Source organism: Sphingomonas sp. (assembly GCF_965227385.1).
Lineage (GTDB): Bacteria > Pseudomonadota > Alphaproteobacteria > Sphingomonadales > Sphingomonadaceae > Sphingomonas.
In genome coordinates, this window is sequence record NZ_OZ245750.1 from 197,607 (window position 1) to 218,902 (window position 21,296).

22 protein-coding genes are annotated in these 21,296 nt (G+C 68.6%); 14 read left to right on the forward strand and 8 right to left on the reverse strand.

The window, feature by feature from the left end; all coding sequences use genetic code 11:
- Positions 1-11 precede the first annotated feature (11 nt).
- The 9 genes from ACO05N_RS00925 to ACO05N_RS00965 all read left to right on the forward strand — a co-directional run bounded on the left by ACO05N_RS00925 (position 12) and on the right by ACO05N_RS00965 (position 6,921).
- The gene (locus ACO05N_RS00925) at positions 12-596 is read left to right on the forward strand and encodes an anthranilate synthase component II (protein WP_422055329.1); all 585 of its coding nucleotides are present in this window, start codon (positions 12-14) and stop codon (positions 594-596) included.
- 104 nt (positions 597-700) lie between these two features.
- Positions 701-1,093 (forward strand): PilZ domain-containing protein, encoded by a 393-nt coding sequence (locus ACO05N_RS00930; protein WP_422055330.1) that lies wholly within the window; start codon positions 701-703, stop codon positions 1,091-1,093.
- A gap of 76 nt (positions 1,094-1,169) precedes the next feature.
- A complete protein-coding gene (gene trpD, locus ACO05N_RS00935) occupies positions 1,170-2,165 on the forward strand; it encodes an anthranilate phosphoribosyltransferase (RefSeq protein ID WP_422055331.1) in 996 nt (331 codons plus the stop codon).
- Positions 2,162-2,947 carry an indole-3-glycerol phosphate synthase TrpC gene (trpC, locus tag ACO05N_RS00940; RefSeq protein ID WP_422055332.1) on the forward strand — a complete coding sequence of 262 codons (786 nt, stop codon included), beginning with the start codon at positions 2,162-2,164 and terminating at the stop codon, positions 2,945-2,947. Before trpD ends, trpC begins: the two co-directional genes overlap by 4 nt.
- Complete coding sequence (moaC, locus tag ACO05N_RS00945; RefSeq protein WP_422055333.1) at positions 2,944-3,420, forward strand: cyclic pyranopterin monophosphate synthase MoaC; 477 nt, start codon at positions 2,944-2,946, stop codon at positions 3,418-3,420. Before trpC ends, moaC begins: the two co-directional genes overlap by 4 nt.
- A gap of 170 nt (positions 3,421-3,590) precedes the next feature.
- Positions 3,591-4,439, forward strand: a complete 849-nt coding sequence (locus ACO05N_RS00950; RefSeq protein ID WP_422055334.1) for a PilZ domain-containing protein — start codon at positions 3,591-3,593, stop codon at positions 4,437-4,439.
- A gap of 38 nt (positions 4,440-4,477) precedes the next feature.
- On the forward strand, positions 4,478-5,662 hold the full coding sequence (locus ACO05N_RS00955) for a molybdopterin molybdotransferase MoeA (protein ID WP_422055335.1): 1,185 nt from the start codon (positions 4,478-4,480) through the stop codon (positions 5,660-5,662).
- A gap of 71 nt (positions 5,663-5,733) precedes the next feature.
- Entirely contained in the window at positions 5,734-6,402 is a 669-nt protein-coding gene (gene lexA, locus ACO05N_RS00960; protein WP_422055336.1) for a transcriptional repressor LexA, read from the forward strand.
- Positions 6,403-6,510: 108 nt separating this feature from the next.
- The gene (locus tag ACO05N_RS00965) at positions 6,511-6,921 is read left to right on the forward strand and encodes a GFA family protein (RefSeq protein ID WP_422055337.1); all 411 of its coding nucleotides are present in this window, start codon (positions 6,511-6,513) and stop codon (positions 6,919-6,921) included.
- Positions 6,922-7,069: 148 nt separating this feature from the next.
- Here ACO05N_RS00965 and ACO05N_RS00970 read toward each other — a convergent pair whose 3' ends face one another.
- On the reverse strand, positions 7,070-9,208 hold the full coding sequence (locus tag ACO05N_RS00970) for a ComEC/Rec2 family competence protein (protein ID WP_422055338.1): 2,139 nt from the start codon (positions 9,206-9,208) through the stop codon (positions 7,070-7,072).
- Between the two features lie 145 nt (positions 9,209-9,353).
- On the opposite strand from ACO05N_RS00970, the gene gltX reads away from it, so the two are divergent.
- Together gltX and ACO05N_RS00980 are read left to right on the forward strand one after the other, a co-directional pair.
- Positions 9,354-10,781, forward strand: a complete 1,428-nt coding sequence (gltX, locus tag ACO05N_RS00975) for a glutamate--tRNA ligase (protein ID WP_422055339.1) — start codon at positions 9,354-9,356, stop codon at positions 10,779-10,781.
- Between the two features lie 29 nt (positions 10,782-10,810).
- Entirely contained in the window at positions 10,811-12,085 is a 1,275-nt protein-coding gene (locus tag ACO05N_RS00980) for a citrate synthase (protein WP_422055340.1), read from the forward strand.
- Positions 12,086-12,125: 40 nt separating this feature from the next.
- On the opposite strand, the gene ACO05N_RS00985 is transcribed toward ACO05N_RS00980, so the two are convergent.
- Positions 12,126-12,266 carry a hypothetical protein gene (locus ACO05N_RS00985; protein ID WP_422055341.1) on the reverse strand — a complete coding sequence of 47 codons (141 nt, stop codon included), beginning with the start codon at positions 12,264-12,266 and terminating at the stop codon, positions 12,126-12,128.
- Positions 12,267-12,281: 15 nt separating this feature from the next.
- Complete coding sequence (locus ACO05N_RS00990) at positions 12,282-12,596, reverse strand: ArsR/SmtB family transcription factor (protein ID WP_422055342.1); 315 nt, start codon at positions 12,594-12,596, stop codon at positions 12,282-12,284.
- Between the two features lie 74 nt (positions 12,597-12,670).
- On the opposite strand from ACO05N_RS00990, the gene ACO05N_RS00995 reads away from it, so the two are divergent.
- Together ACO05N_RS00995 and ACO05N_RS01000 are read left to right on the forward strand one after the other, a co-directional pair.
- Positions 12,671-13,543, forward strand: coding sequence for an MBL fold metallo-hydrolase (locus ACO05N_RS00995; RefSeq protein ID WP_422055343.1), 873 nt, complete (start codon positions 12,671-12,673; stop codon positions 13,541-13,543).
- A 61-nt stretch (positions 13,544-13,604) separates the two neighbouring features.
- On the forward strand, positions 13,605-14,342 hold the full coding sequence (locus ACO05N_RS01000) for a MauE/DoxX family redox-associated membrane protein (RefSeq protein WP_422055344.1): 738 nt from the start codon (positions 13,605-13,607) through the stop codon (positions 14,340-14,342).
- Between the two features lie 4 nt (positions 14,343-14,346).
- Here ACO05N_RS01000 and ACO05N_RS01005 read toward each other — a convergent pair whose 3' ends face one another.
- The 5 genes from ACO05N_RS01005 to ACO05N_RS01025 form a co-directional block, all read right to left on the reverse strand.
- Positions 14,347-15,573 (reverse strand): S41 family peptidase, encoded by a 1,227-nt coding sequence (locus ACO05N_RS01005; RefSeq protein WP_422055345.1) that lies wholly within the window; start codon positions 15,571-15,573, stop codon positions 14,347-14,349.
- Between the two features lie 56 nt (positions 15,574-15,629).
- Positions 15,630-17,009, reverse strand: a complete 1,380-nt coding sequence (locus tag ACO05N_RS01010; RefSeq protein ID WP_422055346.1) for an ATP-binding protein — start codon at positions 17,007-17,009, stop codon at positions 15,630-15,632.
- Positions 17,006-18,022, reverse strand: coding sequence for a DUF2336 domain-containing protein (locus ACO05N_RS01015; protein ID WP_422055347.1), 1,017 nt, complete (start codon positions 18,020-18,022; stop codon positions 17,006-17,008). Before ACO05N_RS01015 ends, ACO05N_RS01010 begins: the two co-directional genes overlap by 4 nt.
- A gap of 137 nt (positions 18,023-18,159) precedes the next feature.
- Complete coding sequence (locus tag ACO05N_RS01020; RefSeq protein ID WP_422055348.1) at positions 18,160-19,326, reverse strand: hypothetical protein; 1,167 nt, start codon at positions 19,324-19,326, stop codon at positions 18,160-18,162.
- Positions 19,327-19,497: 171 nt separating this feature from the next.
- Positions 19,498-20,694, reverse strand: a complete 1,197-nt coding sequence (locus ACO05N_RS01025) for an exo-beta-N-acetylmuramidase NamZ family protein (protein WP_422055349.1) — start codon at positions 20,692-20,694, stop codon at positions 19,498-19,500.
- A 108-nt stretch (positions 20,695-20,802) separates the two neighbouring features.
- Here ACO05N_RS01025 and ACO05N_RS01030 point away from each other — a divergent pair, with 108 nt between their 5' ends.
- Positions 20,803-21,249, forward strand: a complete 447-nt coding sequence (locus tag ACO05N_RS01030; RefSeq protein ID WP_422055350.1) for a DUF4126 family protein — start codon at positions 20,803-20,805, stop codon at positions 21,247-21,249.
- Positions 21,250-21,296: the final 47 nt, after the last annotated feature.

Sequence of the window (21,296 nt, forward strand, 5' to 3'; positions counted from 1 at the left end):
ATCCCCCACCCATGATCCTCGTCATCGACAATTACGACAGCTTCACCTGGAACCTGGTCCATTACCTCATGGAGCTGGGCGCGGAGGTGAAGGTGGTGCGCAACGACGCGCTCACCGCGCAGGATGCGATCGCCAGCAACGCGCAGGCGTTCCTGCTCTCGCCCGGCCCGTGCACCCCGAACGAAGCGGGGATCAGCCTAGACCTCGTCGCCGCCTGTGCCGAAGCGGGCAGGCCGCTGCTCGGCGTGTGCCTGGGTCACCAGTCGATCGGCCAGCATTTCGGGGGCAAGGTGGTGCGCGGCGGACTGATGCACGGCAAGACGTCGCCGGTCAGCCATGACGGCACCGGCCTGTTCGAAGGGCTGCCCAGCCCCTTCACCGCCACCCGCTACCATTCGCTGATCGTCACCGACATTCCCGACGCGCTGGTGGTCAACGCGACCGCATCGGACGGCAGCATCATGGCGTTCCGCCACCGCGACCTCCCGATCCACTCGGTCCAGTTCCACCCCGAAAGCATCGCCACCGAACACGGCCACGCGATGCTCGCCAATTTCATGAAGATCGCGGGACTTGAGGCAAAGCAACTGACCTGAACCGCCGTGGGCCGCAGTCAATATCGGCTTAACCCATTGGCGCTAAGCATCGCTGGCAACGGCGTAACTGCGGCTCCGTCTGCGCGGAGCTGGAAGGTCAAACCATGGGCGAACCAGCGATCCACGAAACCCTCACCCCTCGCAAGCCGCGCCAGCAGGTGTTGCTGGGTGCGGAGATTTGCGGCTTTGGCGGTGGCGCCCCGACCAAGCATCGGATCAAGGACCTGTCGGTGTCCGGTGCGCGGATCGACCGCGCGGACGGGTTGAAGCCGGGCGCGACCGTGCTGGTATCGGTGGGCGTGCTGAAGGCGGTCGGCGCCACCGTGATCTGGGTCAAGGACGACCTGGCGGGGCTGCGCTTTGCCGAAACGATCGATCCCGATGCGGCGCGGTCTAAGGCAATGATCGCTCCCCCCAAACCGCGCCCTGCGGCCACGATCGACCGGGGCGCGACTGCGGGCTGGATCAGGGACCTCGATAGCCCCTACCGGCGCTGACCCGCATCCGTCGAACTTGACCCGCCGATAACAGGAATTGCTCGACTCGCGCGGCGCACGCCGGAATAGAGGCGGCGTGACCAGCTTCAGCCTCCTCCCCGATCCCGCCACCCCGCTCGCCCGCGAAAGCGCGGCGCAGGCCTTCGCCGATATCCTCGACAGCCGCGCTGCGGAGGACGAGATCGAGGCATTCCTGATCGCCCTGTCCGATCGCGGCGAGACCAGCATCGAGATTGCCGAGGCGGCGCGGGCGATGCGCGCGCGGGTGATCCCGGTCAGTGCCCCGGCCAACGCCATCGACGTATGCGGCACCGGCGGCGACGGGCATCACACGCTCAACGTATCGACTGCAGTCGCGATCGTCGTCGCGGCGGCGGGCGTGCCGGTCGCCAAGCATGGCAACCGCGCCGCCAGCTCGAAATCGGGCGCGGCGGATACGCTGGAGGCACTCGGCCTCGACCTCGACCGCGCGGCGGCCAATGCCGAAGCGCACCTCAACGACCTCGGCATCGCCTTTCTTTTCGCGGCGAAGCACCACCCGGCGATGGCCCGCGTCGCCCCGATCCGCAAGCGCATCGGGCGGCGCACGATCTTCAACCTGATGGGGCCGCTCGCCAACCCGGCGGGGGTGCAACGCCAGCTGATCGGCATCGCCCGCCCCGATTACGCGCCGATCTATGCCGAGGCGCTGGCCCAGCTGGGCGTCAAGGGCGCGGCGATCGTCGCGGGCGAAGAGGGACTCGATGAGCTGTCGCCCGAAGGTGGCTCGGTGGTGGTCAGCATCGGCGATGTCAGCCTGCCCGCGCGCGTGACCCCCGCAGACGCCGGCCTGTCCGCCCACCCGCTCGCCGCACTGCGCGGTGGCGACGCGCAGGAGAATGCCGCAGCGCTGCGCCGCCTGCTCGATGGCGAGCGCGGGGCCTATCGCGACGCGGTGCTGCTCAACGCCGCCGCAGCTTTGGTCGTCTCGGGTGAAGCGATCGATCTGCGCGAGGGCGCGGAGGAAGCCGCGGAAACGATCGACAAGGGACTTGCCAAAGCGCTGCTCGACTGCTGGATCGCCGCCGCATGAGCACGATGCTGGATGAGATCATCGCGGTGAAGCGCGGCGAAGTGGCGGACCGCAAGGCGGCGACGTCGCTGGCGGACCTTCAGGCGCTGGCGATGGCGCAAACCCCGCCACGCGGCTTTCGCGCCGCGCTGGATGCCAAGGCCGCGACCGGATACGGCCTGATCGCGGAGATCAAGAAGGCCTCGCCCTCCAAGGGGCTGATCCGCGCCGACTTCGATCCCCCCGCCCATGCCCGCGCCTATGCCGCCGGCGGCGCGGCGTGCCTGTCGGTGCTGACCGATGCGCAATTCTTTCAGGGGCATGAGGCGTATCTGATCGCCGCGCGCGCCGCCTGCACCCTGCCGGTGATCCGCAAGGATTTCATGATCGATCCGTGGCAGGTGCTGGAGGCGCGCAGCATCGGCGCCGACGCGATCCTGATCATCGTCGCGGCGCTCGAAGACGCGCAGATGGCGGACATCGAGGATGCGGCACTCGGCCTCGGCATGGACGTGCTGGTCGAGGTGCACGACGCCGCCGAGCTCGACCGCGCGCTGGCGCTGCGCTCGCGGCTGATCGGGGTCAACAACCGCAACCTCAAGGACTTCAGCGTCTCGTTCGACCGCACCTACGAACTGGTCGGCCGCGCACCCGAGGGCTGCACCTTCGTCGCCGAAAGCGGGCTCACCAGCCGCGCCGATCTCGACGCGATGGCGCAGCATGGCGTGCGCTGCTTCCTGATCGGCGAGTCGCTGATGCGGCAGGACGATGTGGAGGCGGCAACGCGGGCGATGATCGGGTGAGCGACCTCACCCATCTCGATGCCAGCGGCGCGGCGCGCATGGTCGATGTGGGCGGAAAGGCGGAGACCGAGCGCGTCGCCATCGCCACCGGGCGGATCACCATGTCCGCCGAGGCCGCCGGCGCGATCCGCAACGGCCTGCTCAAGAAAGGCGATGTCATCGCCGTCGCGCGCATCGCCGGGATCATGGCGGCAAAGAAGACCAGCGACCTGATCCCGCTGTGCCACCCGCTGACGCTGAGCAAGGTCAGCCTCGACCTGGTCCCCGATGACGGCGGCGTCACCGCCACCGCCACGGTCGGTCTGACCGGGCGGACGGGCGTGGAGATGGAAGCGCTGACCGCCGTCACCGTCGCGCTCCTGACCGTGTACGACATGGCCAAGGCGCTCGACCGCACGATGGAGATCGGCGCGGTCCGCCTGATCGAAAAGCGCGGCGGCAAGTCGGGCGACTGGCACGCGACACAGGGTTAACCCGCCCCTTACCGCGCTCGCTCAGCGAATCTTGACGGCGCTGGCCGCACAGCTTTTCCGTTCAGTTGTGGGGCGTTATGTCGAGTTCAGGGCGGTCGGCCATATTTTCACTGTCGGACGGTCTCGAGTCCGTCCCGCCCGGCACTGGCGAGAATGGAACGCACGCCCGGTTGATCGGCAGCCACGGTCCGCGCGACTGTTTCGTTCACCGCATCACCGCCGCCGGCGCCACGCTCACCGTCAGCGGGCCGGTGACCGATGGCGATCGCGGCCGGATCGAACTGCCCTTTGGCGTTACTGCCGAAGGATCGGTGCTGGGCGACGACCCGGCTGCTTTCACCTTCTGCTTCGACGAGCCGCTGGACGTGGTCGCGGCGCTCGCCCGCTGCCTTGCCGCCTTGCCCAGCGAGCGTCGCCAGATGCCGCGCGTCGAGCTGCGCCAGCGGCTGTGCATCCGCCATGGCGATCAGGTCGATTTCGCGTGGACCCGCAACCTCTCTCCGGCCGGTCTGGGCGTCGAGACGCGCGCCGCGTTGCACGTGGGCGAAGCGGTGGAGGTCACGCTCGACGGGCTGCGGCCGATCGGCGGCGAGATCCGCTGGACCGAGCGCGGTCAGTCAGGCATCGCCTTTGCCGAGGAGCTCGGGTGGCAAATCCTGATGCCCTGGCTGCGACAGGTCGCCAATCGCCGTCCGCTTCCCGTCCACGCACCGATGGCGGGAGGCGCGTCGCCGCTGGGCGCGGTCAAGAATGCGATCAAGCTGGACGCCGCCACCCATGTCCGGTCGGGCAGCAGCTGGTGGAACGCCCAGATCACCTCGCTCAGCAACGCGCTGGTCGAGTTCGAGAGCGAGACCGAGTTCGCGCCCCTGTGCGGCCTGTGGTTGTCGCTGCCACAGATCGGCGGCTGGCCGATCCGGGTGATCGAGTGCCATGGCGCGCGGCATGTCGCCGAATTCCGACTTCCGCTGCGCCCGCACGAGATGAGCCGGTTGAGCGAGGCCGCGCGCCCGCGCTGATGCCTCGACCATAGGCCCCGCCCCGGCTAATCGGGAGCATGGCCGACATGATCTCTTTAGCCGAAGCGCAAGAACGCCTGTTTGCACTGGCCGATCCGGTAACGGTCGAGCATGTGCCGCTGCGCGACGCCGCCGGGCGCTGGGCAGCAGCCCCGATCGCGGCGTTGCGGACGCAGCCCGAACTGCCGCTCTCGGCCATGGACGGCTATGCGATCCGTTTCGCAGACCTGCCCGGCCCATGGCGCGTGATCGGCGAGAGCGCAGCGGGACGGCCATTTGCCGGATCGGTCGCACCGGCTGAAGCGGTGCGCATCTTTACCGGCGCGGCGCTGCCCGAGGGCGCGGATACGATCCTGGTGCAGGAAGAGGCGGCGCAGCACGGTGACGCGCTCACACTGGACGGCGAGGGTCCGCCCGCGCGCGGCGCGCATGTGCGACCGGTCGGGCTCGACTTTTCCCGTGACGCCATCGTGATCGACGCGGGCGCGCGGCTGACCCCGGCACGGATCGCGCTCGCCGCAATTGCGGGTCACGCGACCCTGCCCATCCGCCGCCGCATCCGCATCGCCATCGCCGCCACCGGCGACGAACTTCGTGCGCCCGGCGCGCCGCTCGGGCAGGGCGAGCTCCCCGAGAGCAACGGCGCCATGCTGGCCGCGATGCTGGCGCCGCTGCCGGTCGACCTGATCGACCTTGGTATCCTCCCCGACCGGATCGACGCGCTCACCGCCGCATTCGCCGCGGTCGATGCCGACCTGCTCGTAACCAGCGGCGGCGCATCGGTCGGCGACCATGACCTCGTCCGCCCCGCGCTCGAGGCTGCCGGCACCGAGATCGATTTCTGGCGGATCGCGCTGCGCCCCGGCAAGCCGATGATGGCCGGGCGGATGCGCAACACCGTCGTGCTCGGTCTGCCCGGCAATCCGGTGTCGGCGCATGTCACCGCCTTGATCTTCGTCCTGCCGATGGTCGCGTATCTCTCGGGCGCAAGCGACCCCCTGCCCCGCCGCCGCACTGCCATTCTCGGCGCAGCGCTGCCCGCCAACGGCCCCCGCGCCGACCATATCCGAGCGGTTCATAGCGACCGGGGCGTGATCCCCGCCGACCGGCAGGACAGCTCGATGCTCCGCATTTTGGCCGGGTCGGACTGCCTGATAGTCCGTGCCCCACATGTTCCTGCAGCGGCACCCGGCGACTCGGTGGAAATCCTCGACATCGGCTGAGTCGCACCCGCTTGACGGGGCGGGGAACAAGGCGTAAACGTTCCACGTCTGTTCTTGATAGGGGACGTCCAATGCTTACGAAGAAGCAGCATGAGCTGATCTGCTTCATCGCCGACCGTCTGGCCGATACCGGGGTTTCGCCCTCGTTTGAGGAGATGAAGGACGCGCTCGACCTCAAGTCCAAGTCGGGGGTCCACCGCCTGATCTCGGCGCTGGAGGAACGCGGCTTCCTGCGCCGCCTGCCCAACCGGGCACGCGCGCTCGAAGTGGTCAAGATGCCCGAGCGTGGCGAGACCAAGAAACCCGCGGCCAAGTCGACCGTCGTCGCGATGCTGCGCCCCGCGCCGCAGCCGGCGAACGACGTGATCGAAATCCCCCTGCACGGCCGCATCGCGGCCGGTGTGCCGATCGAGGCGATGGAGGGATCGACCATGCTCCCCGTCCCCGCCGCGCTGCTCGGCTCGGGCGACCATTATGCGCTCGAGGTTGCCGGTGACTCGATGGTTGAGGCCGGGATCTTCGACGGGGACTATGCGCTGATCCGCCGCCAGGAAACCGCGCGCGACGGCGAGATCGTGGTCGCCCTGATCGACGAGATGGAAGCGACGCTGAAATACTTCCGGACCGAGGGCAGCATGGTCCGCCTCGACCCGGCGAACCGCAGCTACGACCCCCAGCGCTACCGCCCCGATCAGGTCCGCGTGCAGGGCAAGCTGGCCGGCCTGCTACGCCGCTACTGACACACTTAAAGCCCCTCCCGTTTACGGGAGGGGTTTGGGGAGGGCCAGTCAGCGCAATCCCCGACCTGAGCTTGTCGAAGTTCTGGGTAACACTTTAGGAGAGCCAGCATGACCCTGGCCGGTGGATGCCATTGCGGCGCAGTGCGCTACGAAATCCATGGCGAGCCACTCCATGGTGGTCAGGCGCTCTGCCACTGCACCGATTGCCGCCGCTGCGCCGGGGCACCGATGGTCGGCTGGGCGATGTACCCCGAAGACGCGCTGACGGTGACGCAGGGCAGTCCCCGCGAATATGCCTCGTCCGACACCGGCCGCCGCTGGTTCTGCGAAACCTGCGGCACCGGGCTGTTCTACCGCAACGCCACCAACCTCCCCGGCCTGGTCGATGTTCAGGCATCGACCCTGGACGACCCCGACGCCGTCCCCGCCGCCGCCCACATCCAGACCGCCGACCGCATCGGCTGGATGCAGGACGCGCACAGCCTGCCCCAGTTCGAGCGGTTTCCGGGCGGGGCGTAGGTCCCCTCCCTTCGTCACCCCGGCCCTGTGCCGGGGTCCACCGGGAGGCAAGCGCGAAGCAAGAAGCTTGAGCGCCAAGTGTGCGGCCAAGTGGACCCCGGCACAAGGCCGGGGTGACGAACGTGTAGGGACGGAGCACTGCGCGTCCTCACTCCCGCCCCGGCATCACCGTCTCCGCCGCCAGCCACGGATGCCGCGCCCCTGCCCGCCGCACCGTCACCACGGTCGGCTTCTCCCCGAACGTGATCGCCACCCCGCCAGTCGCCTCCAGCTGCGCGCGATCCAGCTTCAGCCACTTCGGCACGCACCCGCGTGGCAGCCAGCGGTCCGCCACGATGATGTCGGCTGAGGCACAGAACGCCACCATTTCCCGCCACGGCACGCGATAGCCGCTGCGCGTCGCCGCGATGCGCCATTCGCGCCCACCACGCTCCACCGTCACCATGCACAGATCCGCGCTGCACCGCGCGCCGCGCTGCTCCGCCAGCGCCGGAAGCTCGGCATCCACCCCGCCATTCTCGGCCAGCGTGTCGCGGACATAGTCCCCCGCCCGGTCGCGCAGCAGCGCCAGCTCGCCGCCGGGCATCCGCAGCGCCAGATGCCGCCCGTCGCCCGTCACCAGCAGATCCGGCATCGGCGTCGTCAGCGCCCACACCGCCCCCACCGCAACCGGCACCACACCCGCGATCCGCACCCGCGTCCGCCACAACGCGATCCACACGCCGCCCACGACCATCAGCGCATAGGCCCCGCCCGGCATCGCGGGCAGCATCGCCAGCGCGCCGGGCGCATTCGCGGCGGTGTGGGCGATCCACAGCAACAGATGCAGCCCCTGCTCCGCCACCCACCAGAAGGGCGCGCCGAGTCCCACCGCATCGAACGCCAGCCCCGCCGCCTCGAACGGCATCACGACGAATGTGGTCAGCGGGATCGCCACGATGTTGGCGAGCGAGCCGTACAGACCGGACTTGTGAAAATGATAGAGCGCGATCGGCGTCAGCGCGATCTCGACCACCAGGCCCGTGAGTAACAGCGAAGCAACCCCGCGCACCAGCCGCCGTCCCCACCCTTCCTCGCGCCGCTCGAACCAGCCACGCACACGCTGATTTTCATACAGCGCGACGATGGCGGTGACCGCGGCAAAGCTCATCTGGAAACTCGGCCCAACCAGCGCCTCGGGCCACAGCAGCAGCACCACCAGCGCCCCGAACGCCACCAACCGCAGCGTGATCGCCTGTCGCCCCAGCATCATCGCCGCCAGCACCATCAGCGCCGCGATGCACGACCGCACCGTCGGCACCTCCGCCCCGGTCAGCAGCGTATACCCCACCGCCGCCAGCCCCGCGACGCCCGCCGCAATCACCGGCAACGGCCAGCGCAGCGCCAGCCACGGGCTGAGCGCCAGCAACCGCAGCACCAGCAGTATCGTCGCGCCCACCACCGCGGTCACATGCAACCCGCTCACCGACAACAGATGCGCCAATCCCGACCGCCGCAACGCCTCGGCATCCTCCTCGGATATCGCCCCGCGATCACCCGTCACCAGCGCCGCCGCAATCCCGCCCGCACTGCCCTCGACCTGCGACTGGACATGCGCCGTCAGCCGCGCGCGCAGCCCGCTATCGGGCCGCCCCGGCACCAATACTTCGACCGGCGCGAACCCCCGCCCCGTCGCGCCCAGCCCGTCGAACCACGCCACCCGCTCGAAATCATAGGCCCCCGGCACGGCGGGCGGCGCGGGCGGCATCAGCCGCGCCCGCACCCGCACCCGCGCACCCGGGGTCAACCCGTCGGGCATGTCCTTCACCGCCAGATCCACCCGCACCAATCCCGGTAAGCCGTTCCCGGCATCGGTGGCAATGCGCAACCGCACCAGCTCCCGCGCCGGCATCGGCTCGATCCGCTCGACGCTGCCTACGACCTGCACCACCGCAGGACGCGCCAGCACCGGCGCCGCGACCCGCTCCGCCCGCCACCACACCAGCGCACAGCCCAGCGCCACCAGCAATCCCGCCCAAACCAGCGCCCGTGCCGCCCGTCCGCTGCGCCCCGCCGCCAGCGCCGCCGCCGCCAGCGCCAGGCCGCCCAGGATCACCGCGCCCCAGCGCGCCGCATCGGGCAGCGCAAACCACGCGGCGATCCCCGCCCCGATCATCACCGGCACCCACAGAAACAGCTGTCCGCGCTCGACCTCCAGCCAGCGCTCGACCCGCGCGGCGACGCCACCCGGCCATGCCGGGGTCGGGAACCGCATCGGCCCCCATGCGCGCGCGGCGTCGGTCCCCATCGGGCGTGCAGCTTGGGCCAGCCATGGTCCCTACGCAACCCACTCCAATACCCTACGTATCACTGCGGTTTGAAGCCTGCGAAACCGCGTGCTAGGGGCGCAGCCGGCCATCCCGGCCACCCTTTGCAAGCTGGAGATCGCGCGGTTGAGCGCAGTAGTTGAGCCTTCGGGCGCCACCATCGTCACGCGCTTTGCGCCCTCGCCCACCGGCTTCCTGCACATCGGCGGCGCGCGCACCGCGCTGTTCAACTGGCTGTTCGCGCGCCATCACGGCGGCAAGTTCCTGCTGCGCATCGAGGATACCGATCGCGCGCGCTCGACCGAACCGGCCATCGCCGCGATCCTCGATGGGATGCGCTGGCTCGGCCTCGATTGGGATGGCGAGGAAGTCTATCAGTTCGCCCGCGCGGGTCGCCACGCCGAGGTCGCGCATGCGATGCTGGAGAGCGGCCACGCCTATCGCTGCTGGATGACGCAGGAGGAAATCGCGGCACAGCGCGAGGCGGCGCAGGCGGCGAAACAGCCCTATCGCATCCGCAGCCCGTGGCGCGACCGCAGCGACGGCCCGCTCGACCAGCCCTATGTCGTGCGCATCCGCGCCGAGCGCGAGGGCGCGACGACGATCCGCGACCTCGTCCAGGGCGAAGTGACGGTGCAGAATGCCGAGCTGGACGACATGGTCCTGCTGCGCTCGGACGGGACGCCGACCTATATGCTCGCGGTGGTGGTCGACGATCACGACATGGGCGTCACCCATGTCATCCGCGGCGACGATCACCTCAACAACGCCTTCCGCCAGCTGACCATCATCCGCGCGATGAACTGGCCCGAGCCGACCTATGCCCATATCCCGCTGATCCACGGCGCGGACGGGGCAAAGCTGTCGAAGCGCCACGGCGCGCTCGGCGTCAACGATTACCGCGACGAACTCGGCGTGCTGCCCGAGGCGTTGTTCAACCATCTGCTCCGCCTCGGCTGGGGCCATGGCGATGCTGAGATCATCGACCGGGCGCAGGCGATCGACTGGTTCACGCTCGACGGCGTCGGCAAGTCGCCTTCGCGCTTCGACCTCAAGAAGCTCGACAACCTCAACGGCCATTATATCCGCGCCGCCGACGATGCCCGCCTCGCCGAGCTGGCCGTTCAGTTCCTGCCGTTCGATCCGACCGCCGAACAGCGCGATCTTCTGCAGCGCAGCATGCATGCGCTCAAGCCGCGCGCCGCCAGCCTGATCGAAATCGCCAACGGCGCGGCCTTCCTGTTCGCCACCCGCCCGCTCGAAATCGATGCGGATGCGGTACCGCTGCTTGAAGGCCCGGCACGCGAACTTATTTCGCAGTTGCACAGCGCGCTTGACGCGGTGGCGGACTGGAATACGGAAGCACTCGAAGCTGCGGTACGTGAGGTCGCAGAGTCGGCGGGGGTAAAACTGGGCGCGGTGGCACAGCCATTGCGCGCGGCGCTCACCGGCAAGCGCACCTCACCGGGGATTTACGACGTGCTCTTCTTGCTGGGGCGCGACGAAAGCCTCAGCCGCATTGCAGATCAGATGACGGCCTCCCCGGGCAATTGACACGGACGGCTGAAGGAAAGGAAGTGACGATGACCGACTCCACCCTCAATCTGGGCGACAAGGCATATCCCGTGCGACAGGGTAGCGTCGGCCCCGAGGTCGTCGACATCCGCAAATTCTATGCCCAGACGGGCAAGTTCACCTATGACCCGGGCTTCACCTCGACCGCATCGTGCGAGAGCGGCCTCACCTATATCGACGGCGACCAGGGCATCCTGCTGCATCGCGGCTATCCGATCGACCAGCTCGCCGAACAGTCGAGCTTCATGGAAGTCGCCTATCTGCTGCTGAACGGCGAGCTGCCGAACGGTGACGAGCTGGGCAAGTTCTCCAACACCATCACCCGCCACACAATGCTGCATGAGCAGCTCGCGACCTTCTACCGCGGCTTCCGCCGCGACGCGCACCCGATGGCGATCATGTGCGGCGTCGTCGGCGCGCTTTCTGCCTTCTACCACGACTCGACCGACATCAGCGATCCCCACCAGCGGATGGTGGCCTCGCACCGCCTGATCGCCAAGATGCCGACGATCGCGGCGATGGCGTACAAGTACAGCGTGGGCCAGCCGTTCCTCTACCCGGACAATTCGCTGTCCTACACCGGCAACTTCCTGCGCATGACCTTCGGCGTCCCGGCCGAGGAATATGTCGTCGATCCCGTGATCGAAGCGGCGATGGACAAGATCTTCATCCTCCACGCCGACCACGAACAGAACGCCTCGACCTCGACCGTCCGTCTCGCCGGCTCGTCGGGCGCCAATCCGTTCGCGTGCATCGCGGCGGGCATCGCCTGCCTCTGGGGTCCGGCGCATGGCGGCGCGAACGAAGCCGCGCTCAACATGCTGCGTGAGATCGGCCGTCCCGACCGCATTCCCGAATATATCGCCCGCGCCAAGAACAAGGACGACCCGTTCCGCCTGATGGGCTTTGGCCACCGCGTGTACAAGAATTTCGACCCGCGCGCGAAGGTGCTGTCCAAGGCCGCGACCGAAGTGCTCGACAAGCTCGGCATCAGCGATCCGGTGCTCGACACTGCGCGTGAGCTGGAGCGGATCGCGCTCAGCGACGATTATTTCATCGAGAAGAAGCTGTACCCGAATGTCGACTTCTATTCGGGCGTGATCCTGTCGGCGATCGGCTTCCCGACCACGATGTTCACCGTGCTGTTTGCCCTGGCCCGCACCGTCGGCTGGGTCGCACAGTGGAACGAAATGATCAGCGATCCGGACCAGAAGATCGGCCGCCCGCGCCAGCTCTACACCGGCCCGACCCAGCGCGATTACGTGCCGGTCGGCCAGCGTTGAAGTGAACCAACCCCTCTCCGGTCCGCCGGGGAGGGGTTTTTCACATCGTGGTGGCGATGATGTAGCCGCCCACCGCAATCACCACGATCGCGAACAGCTGCTCCAGCAGCCCCTTGCGTGCCGCCATCCGCTTGCCGATCGCGATGCCCGCCACCGCGCCGCCGATACCGCCCAGCAGCATCAGCCCCGCGATCCGTCAGTCCTTGCAATAAAGTTGGTATAGGGTGGCGAGCAGCGCCTCGGTCCGCGGATCGGCGATCCGGTACCACAGCGTCTGCCCCTCGCGCCGAAAGGCGACGAGCCCCTCGTCACGCATCTTGGCGAGGTGCTGCGACAGCGCCGACTGCGACAGCGCAACCTCCCGCGCCAGGTCGGTGACGTTCATCTCGCCATGCTCGACCAGCTTGCACAGCACCATCAGGCGCCGGCCATTGCCCATCGCCTTGAGCAATGCGGCAACGCCGTCGGCCTTGGTCGTGAACGTCGCCAGATCCATCGGAGCCTTGAGCATCTACGCTTCCTTACATTAGGTATTGCTAATTTAGATGTCCCTTATATATTGTCAAGCATCGAATGGAGGAAGCCATGCAACCCGTGATCGAAGCGTTCTTCGACGAACCCACAAACACCGTGACCTACCTGGTCGCCGACACTGCTACCGGCGACGCTGCAGTGATCGACCCGGTCCACGACTATGATCCGGCGAGTGGCGAGGTCGACTCGACCTCGGTCGATCAGGTGCTGGCAATGGCGGAGGCACGCGGCTGGCGCATCGTCATGGTGCTCGAAACCCATGCCCATGCCGATCACCTGTCGGGTGCACCGCTGATCAAGGCACGCACCGGCGCCTGGATCGGCATAGGCGAGCATATCCGCGACGTGCAGAAGATCTTCCGCCCGGTGTTCAACCTCACCAACCTCAAGACCGACGGCTCCGATTTCGACCGGCTGTTCGCCGATGGCGAGCGCTTCGCGCTGGGCGAACTGGAGGTTACAGTGATGCACGTGCCCGGCCACACCCCCGCCGACATCGCCTATCGCATCGGCGACGCGGCGTTCGTCGGCGACACGTTGTTCATGCCCGACTATGGCACCGCCCGCGCGGATTTCCCGGGTGGCGACGCCCGCACGCTGTACCGCTCGATCCGCAAGCTGCTGTCGCTGCCCGAGGATACCCGCATGTTCCTGTGCCACGATTACAAGGCACCGGGCCGCGAGGACTATCGCTGGGAAACCACCGTCGGCGCGCAACGCCGCGACAGCGTGCATGTCCATGACGGCGTAAGCGAGGACGCGTTCGTCGCCATGCGCGAAGCACGCGACGCGACGCTGGCGGTGCCAAAGCTGCTGCTCCCCTCGATCCAGGTCAATGAGCGCGCCGGGCAACTCCCCGAAGCGGAGGACAATGGCGTGCGCTACCTGCGCATCCCGGTGAAGCCGCGCGGGGTGAACGCCTGACCCCGCCGCGCGACAGGGACCCTGCCCGGCACCGACGCGTTGGCCATCGAAGGAGTTCGTGATGCCTACCAAGCCGACCGCCACGCTCTACCGCATGGTCATGCCCGGCCATATCTGCCCCTATGGTCTCAAAGCCAAGGCGCTGCTGGAGCGCAAGGGCTATGCCGTCGAGGACCGTTGGTTGAAGACCCGCGCCGAAACCGACGCCTTCAAGTCCGAACACGGCGTCGCGACCACGCCACAGACCTTTATCGACGGACAACGCATCGGCGGATATGACGATCTGCGCCGTCATTTCGGCCTGCACGTGCGCGCAAAGGGCGAGACCAGCTACGCCCCGGTGATCGCGCTGTTCGGGATGATGGCGCTGCTTGCCCTGGCCGCCAGCCATGCCGCCTATGGCTCCTCCTTCACGATCCGCGCGGGCGAGTGGTTCATTTCCTTCAGCATGGTCGCACTCGCCATCCAGAAGCTGCGCGATGTCGAAAGCTTCTCGTCCATGTTTCTCGGGTACGATCTGCTGGCGCGGCGCTGGGTACCCTATGCCTATATCTATCCATATGCGGAGGGCGCGGCCGGCGTGCTGATGACGGCACAGGCGCTGCACTGGCTCTCGATCCCGCTCGCCGCCTTTATCGGGAGCGTCGGCGCGGTGTCGGTGTTCAAGGCGGTCTATCTCGAGAAGCGCGAACTCAGATGCGCCTGCATGGGCGGCGACAGCAATGTGCCGCTCGGCTTCATCTCGCTGACCGAAAATGTGATGATGGTGGCGATGGCAGCGTGGATGCTGCTGCGCTGACCAATCAGACCGCCGCCACCATCCGCCGCACCTCGGCAACCCCGGCGGCGAGGATGTCCCCACCATCCGGCACCAGCACGTCCGGCACCAACTGCCAGCGTGGCCGGTCCGCGACGTCGTAAACCGGCTCGGCCGAATATTGCAGTTCGAACCCGGTGCGGTCGAGCCGCAGGGTGAACACCGCCGCGCCCAGTTGCATCATCGGCGTCCCCACGATCCGCGCCCGGCCCAGCCCGCGCATGCCCATAGGGAAACCCTCCGCCATGCTCGCGCTCCAGCGGTCGCACAGCACGATCACCGGGCGGTCATAGGTGAACGGTCCGCGCGGCTCGACCCATTCGGTCCATGGCGCGCTGAGCCCACGCCCCGCCCGCCGCCGCATCCGCGCATAGGGCGCGCGCGTGGTGATGAACCGCCCCATGATCGGGCGCGCGACCGCGGTGTCGCCCCCGCCATTGCCGCGCACGTCGATGATCAGCGCCGGCGCATCGCGCAGTTCGGCCAGCGCCGCATCGAACGCCGCCGTCGCCGCATAATCGCCAAAGCTGTGGATCACGATCAGGCCGATGCCGCCCTCCAGCCGCCGGTGCGCGATGGTCGGCGGTTCATCGCGCTGCGGGATCGGAAGCGCGACCTCCCCCTTCCCTGCCACCGCGAACTGCCGCGCCATCGCGCGCTTGCCCGCCACCACCGCGTTGATCGCAAACCGATCCGCCGCCGGATCGCGCCGCGCCAAACAGGTCAGCGCCGCCGCCTTGATCGCATCGCTCACGGGCACGCCATCGACGACGGTCACAACATCGCCGATCGCCAGCCCCGCTGCGCTCGCCCCGGAGTCCGGAGCGACATTGGTTATGCGCAAGCCCTCCGCGCCCCGCTCCACGAGCAGATCGAACGGCGGCATCCGGGGAATGCCGTTCGGGCCGTTGCGCACCGATGTGTGTGGATCATAGAGCTCACCCAGCGCCGCGCGCAGCACGTGCGCGAAATCATTCCAGCTCGGCGCCGCAATCGCGCGCGGGCGATAGACGCGGCGCACCTTGTCCCAGTCGGTCGCCTTCTCGCCAAAGAAGCAATAGCCGTCGCGCAGCGTCTCCCACATCTCGTCGAAATCCTGCGCGAGCGTGACGTCGCGCGGCGGCTCCTTGGCCTGCAAAGCCTGCGGAAGGGCGGGAAGCACAAGGCCGGCGGCAAGGCCGCGCAGCGCGGCGCGGCGATCGATCATGGTCATGCGGCGGACCTATCACGCCGCTGCCCCGCCATCAACTACAACCGTAGTCGGAGCAATCAGCCGTCGCGGGCAGGAAGCGTCAGGACGAAACGCGCACCCTGCCCCGGCGCGCTGTCCACGGTGATATCACCGCCCATCGCGCGCGCCAGTCGCCGCGCAATATAAAGGCCCAGCCCGCTGCCGCCCGGTTCGGTCGGATCCACCCGCCCGAATTTCTCGAAGATCCGCGCATGGTCCTCGGTCGCGATGCCCTTGCCCTGATCCGCGACGATGACACAGCCAAGCGCGCCCTCGCGCTCCAGCCGCACCCACACCGACCCGCCCGGTGGCGAATAGCGCAGCGCGTTGCCGATCAGGTTGACCATGATCTGCAACACGCGGCGGAACTCGCCGGTCGCGGGCAGGCTCTCGTCCGCCTTGGGCTTGTCGATCCGCACATCCGCCTCGCTCGCGCGCACGGCGAGCAGCCCGGCGGCACGGCGCGCGATATCGGCCAGGTCGATCGGCTCGGCCTCCACCTCGAAATCGTCCCGCTCGACCGCGGTCAGGTCCGCAAGGTCGTCGACCAGCGACAGCAAATGTCGCCCGGCATTGGCGATGTCGCCGGCATATTCGGCATAATCGGTGCGCAGCGGGCCATCGATCTGCGCGCTGATGCTGTCGGCATTGGCGATGATGCGGCTCAACGGCTTGCGCAGCGCGCGGTCGAGCCGCTGGCCGAATTCGCTGGTGAACACCGCCTCGGGTGCTGCAGGTGGGTGCGATGGCGCATCCGCGTCCGCATCGATCATCTCCGCCGCGCCGGTAAAGCCGGCGAAGCGCAGTTGCGCATCGACACGCGGGCTGGCCGACAGCCGCACGCGGCGACCGGTGCCGCGCAGTTCGGCGACCTGCCCCTCGAACCGCCCCTGCTCCGCCGCTGCGGTCAGGATCGGCAGCGCGCCCTCGTCATCCGCCTCCAGCGCGAACAGCAACGTCAGCGGCTGGCCCAGCATCTTGCTGGCATCGAAGCCATAGCGCGCGCCGGCCTCCAGCGAGAGATGCGTCAGCCGCATCGCCGAATCGCATTCCCAAACCCAATCGGCGTCGGTGCGCAGAAAGGCATCCTCGCGCCCGCCATCCTCCGCGGCGCGCCATGCGGGCCGGGGACGCCAGCCGCTCACCTCCAGCCGCACGCCGTCGGCGTCGGGCTCGGCGCGCACCCACAGGTCGATATCGTCCTCGCCATCCGCCGCCACGATGTTGCGTGAGATGGCGATGCCCAGCCGCAACGCCAGCCGGGCGATCGACGCGATCTGCGGCACGGCGATCGGTTCGCCCTGCTTGCCCCCGGCGCGTGCGTTGAGGTCGGACAGGCGCGGTTCGGCATCGAGCAGCCGGCCGTCGCGCCCGACCCGCCCGATCGCGATCGGCACATGCGGGTCGATCGCATTCATGCCGCCCCTCCCAGCGCCTGCACGGCTGCACGATAGTCGGCCGGCAGCCGCAGTCCGGCCAGCGCCGCACGGGCCTCCGGCACGTCGACGGCCATGATCGTGTCCAGCGTATCGGCGAACGCCTCGATATCGCGGCGCGGATCGGCTTCGGTCAGCGCAAGGCCAAGGCGCGCAATCGCCTCCCGATCGAGATCCAGTGCGCGCAACGCGACCCACAGCCGCCCGCTGCCCGCATCCAGTGCCAGGCTGCGTGCGACGCCATAGTCGACGCCCAGCGCATGCGCGAGCAGCCCGGCAAACAAGGTCACGCGCCGGTCACCCAGCGCTTCGTTGAGCAATTCGGGCAGCTCGTCGGGCTGCGCGTCGATCGCGGCGGCAAGGCGCATCACGGCGGCCTCGACCCGGTCGCCCTCGTCATGCGCCGCCAGGCTGCGTTGCGCGGCTTCGGCGAGCACGCGATCGAGCGCCGCCCCGTCGGAATCGGCCAGTTCGGCTGTTGCAGCAACGCAGCGGCGCAACGCGGCGGCGACCCACCACACCAGCTTGTGATGCAGTTCGGCGGGCAGATCGGTCTGCGGCAAGGGCCCCGCTTCGGGCAGGCTGCGGCGGCGGCTTTCGGCGATCAGCACGCCCATCGCGCTCTGCGCCAGCACCCGGTCGGGATGCTGGACAAACCGGTTGATCAGGCTGGGCCGTTCGGGATCGTCATGCGCCTGTACCGGCATGCCGCTCGCCAGCAGTTCCTGTTGCACCTGCGCGATCAGCTCGGCCATCAGCTCGCGGTCGCGCAGCACGCCCGAGTCGGACAGTGCCGCGAACACGCCTTCCGCCGCCGCCAGCGCATCGGCCAATGCGGTCTCGCCCTGCACCTGCAGCTGGCGCACGCCATGGTCGCGAATCTCGCCCTCGACCGTATCGACCAATGCGCGCAGCAGCCGCGCGAGCCCGACTCGGGTCTGCTCATCGATTCGGTGCGATTCGGGCAGGAAGAAATCGTCGATCGCCGTCGCCAAACCGCGCCAAGCGGCAGCGTCCGCACTCGCGGCATGCGCGAGTAACGTGCGGGCGCCCCGAACGGTGGCGCCGTCACTCATGTCGACATTTGGGTCGGACATGGTCTCCGGAATAACGGAATGCGGTTAAGGCCGCCCTAAGGCTTTTCCCGCCTGCTCTCAACCGCCGCAGCCAGCGTCGCGAATGCATAGATCGCAATCAGCGCCAGTCCCCAGCTGACCCGCCCGGCGATGGCAAAGGGCGTGACCAGCAGCAGATAGGCCGCCGGACTGCCCCACCAGCGGCGAATCACCGCCTGGCTGCGCTCGGCAATCGCGGTCGCGGCAATCGTCACCAGCGCCAGGATCGTTCCGTCCAGCGTCGCGTCGATCCGCATCTCGCCGAGCCCCAATGCCCCGACCACCGCGCCGACGATCCCGCCGATCAGCGCCTCCTGCATCAGCGCGCGCTTTTCCTCGCCGCGCAACGCCGACAGCGCGGCTCCGGTCGCCAGCGCCGCGACGCCGGGAATCGCGACTCCTGCGCCCCAGGCAAAGCCGAACGCGATCAGCGCGACCGCTCCCGCCCCGGTCACCGCGCCACCGGCCATCAGCAGCCAGGCGGGAATGCCCTTTTCCACCACCTTGGGCAGCACCCAGCGCGCGATGCGGGTGAAGACATGGCGGTCGGCCCAGCTCGTCCGCCGTTCGGTCAGCGCCGCCAGCACCGCGTTGCTGCGGCTGGCCAGCGCCGCGCCTTCGCGCTCGACACCATGGCCCGCGCGCACCGCGCCAGCCGACAGCGGCACCTGCTCCGCCCCGGCCTGCACGATCGCGCGCAGCAGGGTCGACTGGAAATCATAATCCGGCGGAAAGTCGGCAATGTCCTTGATCCGCCGCGCCGGCGTGTGCGCAACACCCGCCCAGCAATTGCGCGCGTCGATCCGCTCGAGCGACGCGGCGGGGTCCTGCGTTACCAGGATCGCGTCCTTGCCCTCGCCCGCCATCTTGTCGATCACGTCGTCGGTGGTGACCAGCGCGTCGGCGACCACTACGACATGCGCCAGCGGATGGACCCGCGCCGCCGCCTCCGCCGCCGAGCGCACGATATCGACCGGCACCCCGCGCTTCGCCGCGCGGCTGACCGCGCCGAGCAGCGCCGGCGTGACCCGGCTGACCGCCACCAGAATATGCCCAGCACCCGCGCCGATCAGCAGTCGCGCCTGATATTCGAGCAGGGTCATCCCACCGAACGGCAGCGTCGCGGCGAGCACCCCCGCGCGATCGCCCGCATCCTCCGTCGCAAAGATCAGCCCCGCCAGCATGTTGATCCGGTTAGGCGAATTGATTCGGCGGGGGAAGGGGGACCATTCGCATCCCCCCTTCGTCACCCCGGCCTTGTGCCGGGGTCCACTTGGCCTCGCTCCCGACGCTCTAACCTCTTGCTTCGCGCCTGCCTCCCGGTGGCCCCCGGCACATGGCCGCGGTGACGCCCTTTAGTAGAGTAGGAACCGTTCGCGCAGCGCGACCCACGCCGCCTCATCCGCCCCAGCAGCCGCATCCAGATCGCCCGGCACCGCCCCCGCATCGTCAACCCACGCGCGCAGCCCCGGCCCGCCATTGATCACATCGATCGCCAGCTTTTCGAACTCGTACTCATACGGAAAATCGCGCCACAGGTCATAGTCCGGGTAGAGCGCCCGGATCGCCTTGAACCCCAACGCCTGCAAGCGCCACGGCCGGAAGGCGTCATGATCGTACCCCGCCCCTTCGGCATGGATGAACACGCCGCTGCATAATTGCCCGACATGCTTGTGGAAGGTCGGCTGGAACCAGAAATCGCGCAGCGTGCACCCCGCGGTCCATTCCGGCGCAATCCGCCGCATCTCCGCGATCACCGCCTTGCCGTCGATGTCCGGCGCCCCGAACAGCTCCAGCGCGCGCGTCGTCCCGCGCCCTTCGGACAGCGTCGTCCCCTCCAGCATCACCGTCCCGGCATAGGCCCGCGCCATGTTGACGTTGGCGGCATTGGGGCTGGGGTTGATCCAGACGCGCTCGGGCGGCCAGCCGAACCCGGGTGCAGCGTTGGGCGCCCATCCCTCCATCGCGATCACGCGATAGGCGACGTCCAGCTTGAAGTGCTCGATGAACCACGCGCCCATCTCGCCCAGCGTCATGCCGTGCCGCATCGGCATGGGCCCCGCGCCGACGAAGCTCTCCCACCCGGGCAGCAACGTCAGCCCCTCGACCGGGCGGCCCGCCGGGTTGGGCCGGTCGAGCACCCACACTTCCTTGCCATGCTCGGCCGCGGCTTCGAGCATATAGAGGAGCGTCGTGACATAGGTGTAGATGCGGCACCCCAGATCCTGCAGGTCGATCAGGATCACGTCGAACGTGTGCATCGACTGGCCCGTTGGCCGCCGCACGTCGCCATACAGGCTGAACACCGGCATCCCGTAAGTGGGGTCGGTATAGTCCGGCGATTCCATCATATTGTCTTGCAGGTCGCCGCGCACGCCATGCTGCGGCCCGAACATCGCCGACACGGTGACCCCCGCCGTGACCAGCGCATCGACACTGTGCGTCAGGTCCGCGGTCACCGACGCGGGATGCGCGAGCAGCGCGACGCGACGCCCCTTGAGTTGGGCCAGCAAAGCGGGGTCGGCGATCAGCCGGTCGATACCGAAGTTCATGGGCGTTGGGTGCCGGGACTTGGCGCGCAAAGCAATCGGCTTTGTCGCGCTGCGGCGGACCCGTCCAACGCTTCATCCGTTGGGCGGGCAACGACACAAGGACCCCGCATGCTCAGATCGATCCTGGTCGGCCTCGCCGCCGGCTCGCGCGCAATGACCCCGCTTGCCGTGGTGACCAATGCCGCGCGCATGGGACAGCTGCCACGCGACAGCGCCGCGCCGGCGCTGCTCGCCCATCCCATGGCGTCGGTGGCGACCGGGGCGCTCGCTCTGCTCGAACTGGCCGGCGACAAGCAGGACAAGGCCGGCGACCGTATCGTCACGCCTGCGGTCATGGTGCGCACGCTCAACGCGGCGCTCGCCGGCGCGATGCTGGCGCCCCGGCATCGGCGCTGGGCCGCAGCGGCAGTCGCCGGTACGACCGCAGCCGCAGCAACCTATGTCAGCTGGCGCATCCGCAAGGCCGCGATGGATCGGCACAGCCAGACCGCGACCGGCCTGATCGAGGACGCAATCGTCGTCCCGACCGCCATCGCCGCCGCCACGATGCGCTGATTACCGACGCACGAAGCGGCGGCCCGGACACCCGGACCGCCCCGCCG